Annotated in this window: 10 protein-coding genes; 1 reads left to right on the forward strand and 9 read right to left on the reverse strand. The window is 70.0% G+C overall.

Annotation, left to right across the window (positions count from 1 at the left end):
• Positions 1-56: 56 nt before the first annotated feature.
• The 4 genes from VI056_03405 to VI056_03420 are packed head-to-tail and all read right to left on the reverse strand — an operon-like array spanning position 57 to position 3,820.
• Positions 57-1,388: a thymidine phosphorylase gene (locus VI056_03405; GenBank protein HEY6202068.1), complete on the reverse strand. Its 1,332-nt coding sequence runs from the start codon at positions 1,386-1,388 to the stop codon at positions 57-59.
• Between the two features lie 31 nt (positions 1,389-1,419).
• Positions 1,420-2,223: a purine-nucleoside phosphorylase gene (locus VI056_03410; GenBank protein HEY6202069.1), complete on the reverse strand. Its 804-nt coding sequence runs from the start codon at positions 2,221-2,223 to the stop codon at positions 1,420-1,422.
• Positions 2,220-3,041 carry an NAD(+)/NADH kinase gene (locus VI056_03415; protein HEY6202070.1) on the reverse strand — a complete coding sequence of 274 codons (822 nt, stop codon included), beginning with the start codon at positions 3,039-3,041 and terminating at the stop codon, positions 2,220-2,222. The genes VI056_03410 and VI056_03415 overlap by 4 nt, the downstream gene beginning before the upstream one ends.
• Positions 3,038-3,820, reverse strand: coding sequence for a TlyA family RNA methyltransferase (locus VI056_03420; protein HEY6202071.1), 783 nt, complete (start codon positions 3,818-3,820; stop codon positions 3,038-3,040). Before VI056_03420 ends, VI056_03415 begins: the two co-directional genes overlap by 4 nt.
• Positions 3,821-3,855: 35 nt before the next feature.
• Here VI056_03420 and VI056_03425 point away from each other — a divergent pair, with 35 nt between their 5' ends.
• Positions 3,856-4,719, forward strand: a complete 864-nt coding sequence (locus VI056_03425) for an alpha/beta hydrolase (GenBank protein HEY6202072.1) — start codon at positions 3,856-3,858, stop codon at positions 4,717-4,719.
• A gap of 3 nt (positions 4,720-4,722) precedes the next feature.
• Here VI056_03425 and xseB read toward each other — a convergent pair whose 3' ends face one another.
• The 5 genes from xseB to aroB form a co-directional block, all read right to left on the reverse strand.
• On the reverse strand, positions 4,723-4,944 hold the full coding sequence (gene xseB / locus VI056_03430; GenBank protein ID HEY6202073.1) for an exodeoxyribonuclease VII small subunit: 222 nt from the start codon (positions 4,942-4,944) through the stop codon (positions 4,723-4,725).
• The gene (gene xseA, locus VI056_03435; GenBank protein ID HEY6202074.1) at positions 4,937-6,160 is read right to left on the reverse strand and encodes an exodeoxyribonuclease VII large subunit; all 1,224 of its coding nucleotides are present in this window, start codon (positions 6,158-6,160) and stop codon (positions 4,937-4,939) included. The genes xseB and xseA overlap by 8 nt, the downstream gene beginning before the upstream one ends.
• Positions 6,138-6,695 carry an elongation factor P gene (gene efp, locus VI056_03440; GenBank protein HEY6202075.1) on the reverse strand — a complete coding sequence of 186 codons (558 nt, stop codon included), beginning with the start codon at positions 6,693-6,695 and terminating at the stop codon, positions 6,138-6,140. The genes xseA and efp overlap by 23 nt, the downstream gene beginning before the upstream one ends.
• Positions 6,692-7,129 (reverse strand): type II 3-dehydroquinate dehydratase, encoded by a 438-nt coding sequence (gene aroQ / locus VI056_03445; GenBank protein HEY6202076.1) that lies wholly within the window; start codon positions 7,127-7,129, stop codon positions 6,692-6,694. Before aroQ ends, efp begins: the two co-directional genes overlap by 4 nt.
• A partial coding sequence (gene aroB, locus VI056_03450; GenBank protein HEY6202077.1) for a 3-dehydroquinate synthase occupies positions 7,126-8,464 on the reverse strand: 1,339 nt, incomplete at its 5' end. The genes aroQ and aroB, both read right to left, overlap by 4 nt.

An 8,464-nucleotide genomic window follows, 5' to 3' on the forward strand; every position in this document is an offset into this window, starting at 1 on the left:
CCGCCAGGACCGCCGATGCCGCGGCGTGCTCCGATCATTCGTTCAGTCTATGGAGGTCAGCGGCTCGCGATGCGGCCGAGGATGAGGCGCCGCGGCGCTACCCGTCGCGCGCTCCACCGGAACGCCGCGCGGATCTCACTGGTCGCGTCCGCATCCCCTGGCTTGACGGAGACGTGGACCTCCGCATAAGGCTGTCCGCGCTCGACGCGGTCGCCGACCTTGGCGTGCAGGACCACGCCCGTACGTAGATCGATCGGGTCGCCTTTCTTCTCGCGGCCCGCGCCCAGCCGCACCGATGCCATGCCGACGCGGTCCGCCGCGATCGCGGCGACGAACGCGGTGCGACTCGCGACGAGGCGCTCCACACGCGGCGCGTGCGGGAGCCGGCTCGGGTCATCGACCGCGCGTGCGTCGCCCCCCTGCGCGGCCACAAGGTCGCGAAGCTTGGCGAGCCCGCTCCCATCGGCGAGCGCGCGATCGACCGCGGCGAGGGCGCTCTTCGTGTCGCGCGACTTGCGCCCGCGCACGAGCATCTCCGCGGCGGCAACACGAGCGAGCTTCACCAGATCCGCGGGCCCGCGACCGCGCAGCGTCTCGATCGCTTCGGCGACCTCCAGCGCGTTGCCGACCGCGCGTCCAAGCGGCTGCTCCATATCGGTGAGCTCGCAGGTGACCGCGAGGCCATGCGCGACGCCGATCGCGACCATCGCTCGCGCGAGCGCGCGCGCGGACGGGAGATCCTTCATGAAGGCGCCGCTGCCGACCTTCACGTCGAGCACGACGGCCTGCGCGCCGGCGGCGATCTTCTTCGACATGATGCTCGAGGCGATGAGGGGGATCGCCGGCACGGTGCCGGTCGTATCGCGCAGCGCATAGAGGAGTCCGTCCGCCGGCGCGAGCTCTTTCGTCTGGCCGGTGACGACGATGCCGATCCGGCCGAGCTGCGCCAGGAACTCCGCGGTCGTGAGATCGACGCGGTAGCCGGCGAACGATTCGAGCTTGTCGAGCGTCCCTCCGGAGAAGCCAAGGCCGCGTCCGCTCATCTTCGCGACGGGAAGGCCGCACGCGGCGACGAGCGGCGCAACGACGAGCGTGGTCTTGTCCCCCACTCCGCCGGTGGAGTGCTTGTCGACCACGCGACCGAAGCGCGAGAGATCGAGGCGCTCGCCCGAGCCGACCATGCTCGCGGTCAGGGCCGCCGTTTCCTTCGCGTCCATGCCGCGCCACACCACCGCCATGAGGAAGGCGGACATCTGATAGTCGGGGACCTCGCCTCTCGTGTAGCCCTGTATGAGGTGGTCGATCTCCTCGGCGGTGAGCTTCCCACCGTCACGCTTGCGCTCGATGAGCTCGACGACCCGCACTACCAGCCGCGTGAGGCCGGGCACGGCATCGGAATGCGCGGTGCCGTAAGCGGCGTCACAGCCGGGCGACCACGCCTTTGATCACATTGCCGAGACGCGCGCCCGCCCTGTTCGCCACCGCGAGGACTTCCTCGTGCGTGACGTGCTGGATCAGGCCGGGGATCCCGGTCGCCATGTCGGTGACGGTCGAGATCGCGAGGATGCGCATACCCATGTGACGCGCGACGAGCACTTCCGGGACGGTGCTCATGCCGACGGCGTCGGCGCCGAAGCTGCGCAGCATGCGCAGCTCCGCGGGCGTCTCGAAGTTCGGGCCGGCGACCGCGACGTACACGCCCTCCTTGAGCTTCGGGTCGACCGCATGCGCGAGCCTCCGCAGCTCCTCGGTGTAGGCACCGACCATGTCGGGGAATCGCGGACCGAGCGTGTCGTCGTTCGCGCCGCGCAGCGGATTCGTTCCCATGAAGTTGATGTGGTCGCTCATGACCATGAGGTCGCCGTTCTCGTACGACGGATTCAGCCCGCCGCACGCGTTCGTGAGGATGATCGTGTCGATGCCCCACGCCTTGAACACGCGGACCGGGAACGCGACGTCCTGGATGTCGTAGCCCTCGTAGTAGTGGAGCCGTCCCTTCATCACAGCGACGGGCCTTCCTTCGAGCGTGCCAACGACAAGCTCGCCGGCATGGCCCGGTGCGGTGCTGCGATGCCAGCCCGGGATCATCGCGTACGGGATGCGGTCCGCGTCGCGCACGTCGTCGGCGAGCCCGCCGAGTCCGCTGCCCAGGACGATGGCGACGACCGGCTGGTGTTTCGTCTTCGCTCGGATCGCATCGACTGCGGCCTTCGCGTCGCTCATGTGCCCGGCTCCTTCAGGATCTTCTCGCGGAGCAGCGAAAGGAACGGACGCGCGTGCGACGTGCGCACGAACTTCGCGACGGTCTCCGAGCGCCGCACCGCGATCCGATCACCGGATCGCAGGTCGTGCTCCTCTTGACCGTCGATCGAGATCCTCGCCGGATCCTGCACCTCGAGCTCGATGCGCTGGTCGGGATCGAACGCGACGGCGTTGCCGAACGAGAGATGCGGCGCGATCGGCACGAGCATGATCGCCTGCGAGCTCGGGAGGATGAGCGGACCGCCGACCGAGAAGCCGTACGCGGTGCTGCCCGTCGCCGTCGCGACGATGACGCCGTCGGCCCAGTAGACGATGAGTGGCTCGCCATCGACGCGGACCGCGACGTGGATCGAGCGCACCGCCGCGCCGCGCGCGACCACCACGTCATTGAGCGCGAGGAAGCGCATCTCAGTTCCCTCACGGGAGAGCCGCGCGTCGAGCAGCGTTCGCTCCTCGACTTTGTGGCGGCCGGCCGCGACGTCGGCGATCGCCGAGTCGAGATCGTCGATCGTGATCGTCGTCAGGAAGCCAAGGCGCCCAAGATTCACGCCGAGCATCGGGATGCCAAGCGGCGACATCGCGCGCGCCGCACGGAGCATGGTGCCGTCGCCGCCGAGGATGCAGGCGATCGTCGCGCCCTTCGCGCCCGCTCCGGCCTCGGGCGTGTCGAGGTGGACGTCCACGACCTCATGGCCCGCGGCACGCATGCGCTGCGCGGCATCGCGCGCTTGCCGCACGGCATCGGACCGGTCCGGCCGGACGCACAGCGCGACCTTCACGCGGCCGCTCGCTCCGCAGCAGCGCGCAGCTCGGCGGCGGCGAGACCCGGATCGCCCTTCACCGCATGCACGAAGATCTCGCGATTGCCTTCGCGCCCGGCGACGCGCGAGGCGGCGGCGGCGATGACGCCGGAACCCTCGCGCGCGAAGTGCTCGGCGACCGCGACCACCGTGTCCGCGCGCGCTTTGTCGTCGCGGACGATGCCGCCTTTCTCCACCGCGTCCCGGCCGGCCTCGAACTGCGGCTTCACGAGGGCGACGATGGCGCCGCCGTCGCGAAGATGGCGGAACGACGGCGGCAGCGCCAAGCGCAGCGAGATGAACGAGAGATCGGCCACGATGAGGTCCACCGGCTCCGGGAGATCGAAGCCCTCGCGGGCATTGATGCCCTCCATGACACGCACGCGCGGATCGCTGCGCAGCTTCCAATCGAGCTGCCCTTTGCCAACGTCGACGTCATAGACGCGGGAGGCTCCGCGCTGCAGCAGGCAATCAGTGAAGCCACCGGTCGACGAGCCCACATCGAGCGCGACCGCGCCGGCCACGTCGAGGCCGAAGTCGGCGAGAGCGCCTTCGAGCTTCTCGCCGCCGCGCGAAACAAAGCGCGGCCCGCCTTCGATGGTGACGACGGCATCCTCCTCCACTGGCGCGGCGGCGCGGTCGGCGCGGTCACCGGACACACGGACCGCGCCGGCGAGGATCAGCGCTTGAGCGCGTTCGCGGCTCGGTGCGAGCTCACGCTGCACCAGCAGCTGATCGAGCCGTACCCGACGCTTCACGCGGCGATTCTCGCGTATTTCGCATACTGCGACCGGTGCCGAAGCGTCTGCCACGCGCGCGAACCCTGAAGGGGGAGCCGAAGCTCTCCTATTACGACTCCGCGGGCGGCCTGCCGGGCGAGCCGCCGATCCTTCTCATCCACGCGAGCCTCTATCGCTCGGAGGACTGGGAGAACATCTTCCCGCGGCTCGCGACGCGCTACCGCGTCGTCTCGTACGACCAGCGAGGTCACGGCCGCAGCGAGCGCGCGCAGAGCTACGAGCTTCGCGCCTTCGCGGACGACGCCGTCCGCGTCCTGCGTGAGGTCGTGAAAGCGCCCGCGGTGGTCATCGGCCATTCGCTCGGCGCGGTCACCGCGCTTGTCGCCGCGGCCGACGCGCCCGAGCTCGTACGAGCGCTCGTGCTCGAGGATCCGCCCCTGAGGTACGGCACGCCGTGGGAGCGCGAGCGCTACCAGGGGCTGCGCGACGCGCTCGACGCGCGCGAGGACCCGAAGGCGTTCCTGAAAGCGGTCGAGAAGCGCCTGCTCCCCTCACCCGGGCCGCACGGCGAGCGCACCTACGGAGAGATGCGCGGCTTCTACGCCGCGGACCGCGTCGCGACGTACTTCAGGGACGTCGACCCAGCGTTCCTCGACTGGCGGATGTCCAGCGCGGACCCGAGCGCGTCGCTCATCGCGGCCTCCATCACCAAGGTGAGCGCACCGCTCCTCGTCGTGACGGGCGAGCCGCGGCTCGGCGCGGCGTTCGATGACTCCGCGGAGTTCATGCTGAAGCGGCAGATCAAAGACCTCACGGTGAGACGTTTTCCCGGCCACGGCCATGTCGTGCATGGGTTCCGACCCGAGCCGTTCCTGGAAACGCTCGAGCCGTTCCTTCGCCGCGTCCGTACGGCCTGAGTCCTACGAGGTCCGCTCCTTCGCCTGCTTCTGCAGCGCGTCCGCGAGCTGGGTGATCCGTAGCTCGGCGGCGTCGAGCTTCTTCGCGCCGCGCTCGTAGAGACGCAGCCCCTCTTCGTAGAGACGCACCGCCTCGTCGAGGTCGAGCGAGGGATCCTCGAGCCGGTCGGCGATCGCCTCGAGACGCGTGAGGGCTTCTTCGATGCTCGGCTCGGCCTCAGCCACTCTTCTCCACCTTCTCTACCGTGACATCCGCGCGTCCGTCGCGCATGCGCAGTCTCGCGCCTTCGCCTGGCAGTAGCGTGGCGACCGATGCGCGCACGCGCCCGTCCGCGCCCTCGACGATCGCGTAGCCGCGCCCGAGCACCTTCAGCGGCGACAACGCCTCGAGACGGCGATGTGCTGCGACGAGCCGCTGGCGGCGCGACGGCACCAGGCGCGACACGGCGCGGTCGAGCAGGCGCCGGCCTTCGTCAAGCTGCTGCCGCAGCGCGGCGACCTTCGCGGGCGGCGCGCGACGCTCGACCAGCCGGCGCGCTTCGATGAGCCGCCGCCGGCGACCCTCGAGCGCTTCGCGCATGCGCGTCGTGACGCGGCGCCACAGCCGCTCCGCGGCGACCTGGTGACGCGTCGAGTCGGGCACGACGAGCTCCGCGGCGACCGATGGCGTCGGCGCGCGCACGTCCGCGGCGTGGTCCGCCAGCGTCACGTCGGTCTCGTGCCCGACGCCGCAGACGACCGGCCTGGGGAAGCGCGCGATCGCGCGCACCAGCGCCTCGTCGTTGAACGCGGCGAGATCCTCGCTCGGGCCGCCGCCACGCGCGATGATCACGACGTCCAGGTCGCGCAGCTGCCCGAGCCCGTCGAGCGCGCCGATGAGCGACTCGACCGCGCCGATGCCCTGCACCTGTGCGGGAGCGAGGATCAGCTCGACGCGCGGATCGCGACGCGCGACGACGGTCTGCACGTCGCGCCAGGCGGCGCCGATCGGGCTCGTCACGACCCCGACACGTCGCGGCGTTGGCGGGAGCGCGCGCTTCCGCTCCTGCGCGAAGAGGCCCTCGGCGGTGAGCCGCCGCTTGAGCGCCTCGAGGCGCAGGTACGCATCGCCGGCGCCCGCCGGACGGACATCGTCGATGCGGAGCTGGCAGCGGCCCTCACGGTGATAGAACTCGACCCACCCGTGCGCGAGGACCTTGGCGCCGTCGCGCGGCGTGAGCGCGATCTGCGCAGCCTGCGATGCGAAGAGCACCGACTGCAGCTGACCGACGTTGTCGCGCAGCGTGAAGTAGACGTGACCCGCCGGCGATACGCGAGCTTGCGAGACTTCGCCTTCGACCCAGAGGTCCTTGAACTCGTCGCCCGATTGGATGTGCTCGGCCAGCCGGATGGCGAGCTGCCCGACACGCAGGACGTCCTTAGGCGCGCTCGAGGTACTCACCCGTCCGCGTGTCGACCTTGATCTTGTCCCCCGCCTTCACGAACAGCGGAACGTTGACCTTGAGCCCGGACTCGAGCGTCGCCGGCTTCGTCGCGCCGGTCGCGGTGTCGCCCTTGAGACCGAAATCCGTCGAGGCGACGGTCATCACGATCGATGCCGGCATGTCGACACCGATGGGGTCGCCCTCGTACTCGTTGAGGGTGACCTCCATGCCGTCGGTGAGGTAATTCACGGCGTCACCGAGCTGGTCGGCATCGAGCGCGATCTGGTCGTACGTCTTCGTATCCATGAAGTGGTAGTGCGTGCCGTCCTTGTACATGAACTGCACGATGCGGTGGTCGAGGCGGGCGCGCTGGAAGCGCTCGCCGGCCTGGACCGTCTTCTCGATGAGATCACCTTTGCGCACGTTGCGCAGCTTCATGCGCACCTGCGCACTGCCGCGTCCCATCTTGATGTGCTGGAATTCGACGATCTGGTAGAGCTGCCCGTCGATCTCGACGGTGATGCCGCGTTTGATCTCACCGGTGCTTATCACTGCTTCCTCGTCTCCTCGATGAGCCAGCGAAGCGCGACCTCGTAGCCCACGACACCCAGGCCGATCACCTGGTTGCCGGTCACGTCCGCAAGATAGCTATGGTGACGGAATGGCTCGCGCTTCGTGACGTCGCTGATGTGCACCTCGACGACCGGGAATTTGCAGGCCGCGACTGCGTCACGCAGGACGACCGACGTGTGGGCGAGTCCTCCAGGATTGATGATGGCACCATCGGCCGCGGCTTGCTGCTGCAGGAAGTCGATGAGCGCTCCCTCGTGGTTCGACTGGAAGGCCACCAGCGTCGCGCCACCCTCGCGCGCGACCGCTGTGCAACGGGCAACGACCTCATCGAGCGTGGTCGTGCCGTAGATCTGGGGCTCGCGCGTGCCCAGCGTGTTCAGGTTGGGCCCGTTCACGAGTAGATAGCGCTTCATGCGGCACGACCCTGCACGAGCCGGGCGGCCTCGCGAAGCGTCCGCTCGCCGACATCGGTGACCTCGCTGAACAGTCCCACGCGCCGTGGAAGGATCCAGCGCACCTTGCCCGCGCGCGCCTTCTTGTCACGCTGGAGGTAGGTCCAGACGTCGCGCGTGAGGTGGGCGCGGATGGGCAACCGGGCACGCGCAAGCAGCCGCTCGATGTCGATCCGCAGTGAGCGGGGGGCGAGCCCGAGCGTCTCGGAGAGCGCCGAGGCGAACACGAGGCCGATCGCGACAGCCTCCCCGTGCGTCACGCGGTAGCTCGACGCGGCCTCGTACGCGTGCCCCAGGGTATGGCCGAAGTTCAAGAGCTCGCGCAGGCCCGTCTCGCGCGGATCGAGCGTGACGATGCCGGCCTTCACCTCGGCCGCGAGCGCGACAGTCGTGAGCTGGGGCCCGATATCGCCGCGCAGCACGGCGTCCAGCGAGCGCTCGACGTGCGCGACCGCGTCGCGGTCCGCGAGGAACGCACTCTTGACGACCTCCGCGAGGCCCGAGGACAGCTGACGCTGCGGCAGCGTCGCGAGGACGCCGGCGTCCGCGAACACCGCGTCGGGCGGATGGAACGCGCCGACCAGGTTCTTGCCTTCGGCGATGTCGATCGCCGTCTTTCCGCCGATCGCGGCGTCGACCATTGCGAGGAGCGTCGTCGGAGCGTGCGCGACGCGCACGCCGCGCTGGAACGTCGCGGCGGCGAACCCCGCGGCGTCACCCACCGCACCGCCGCCGAGCGCGACGATCCCACCGTCGCGCCCAAGTCCGCCTGACGCGAGGTCGCCCCAGAGTTTCGCGATCGCGCGAACGGACTTCGCACTCTCGCCGGTCGGCAGTCGCAGCGCGATCGGATCGAGGCCGGCATGCGTGAGGGAGCGCAACAGACGCGCCTCGTATCGCGCGGCCGCGACGGGCTCGCTCACGACGGCGATGCGCCCTGACCAACCGAGATCGGCGAGGTGCGTGCCGACCTGGTCGAGGAGTCCTGCGCGGACGAGGACGGGATACGGACGCTCGCCGCCGACATCGACGCGGATGCCGCGCGCCGCGACGAGCCAGGCCGCGATAGCGTCCGCGGAGTCATCGGCCGTCGGGTCGCGGTCCACGTCGAAGATGACGTCGGCATCCGCGTACGCGACCTTTCGCTCGCGCAGAACGGATCGCGCGCGGTCCCCCGGCGCCACATCCTGATTCGGCCGCTTCGCCATCGTCGCGGCGATCCCCGCGGTGACGCGCGCCACCGAGCCGCGCAGCCCGATGATCAGGCCGAGCTCGCGCATCCGCCTCCGGTTCTCC

This window comes from Candidatus Limnocylindria bacterium, from assembly GCA_036523395.1.
In the GTDB taxonomy this organism is placed as follows: Bacteria; Chloroflexota; Limnocylindria; order P2-11E; family P2-11E; genus CF-39.

What these genes read in the sequence shown, in the direction of transcription:
- VI056_03410 (HEY6202069.1), bottom strand. Translation starts at nt 2,223, where the DNA reads ATGAGCGACGCGAAGGCCGCAGTCGATGCGATCCGAGCGAAGACGAAA.
- aroQ (HEY6202076.1), bottom strand. Translation starts at nt 7,129, where the DNA reads ATGAAGCGCTATCTACTCGTGAACGGGCCCAACCTGAACACGCTGGGC.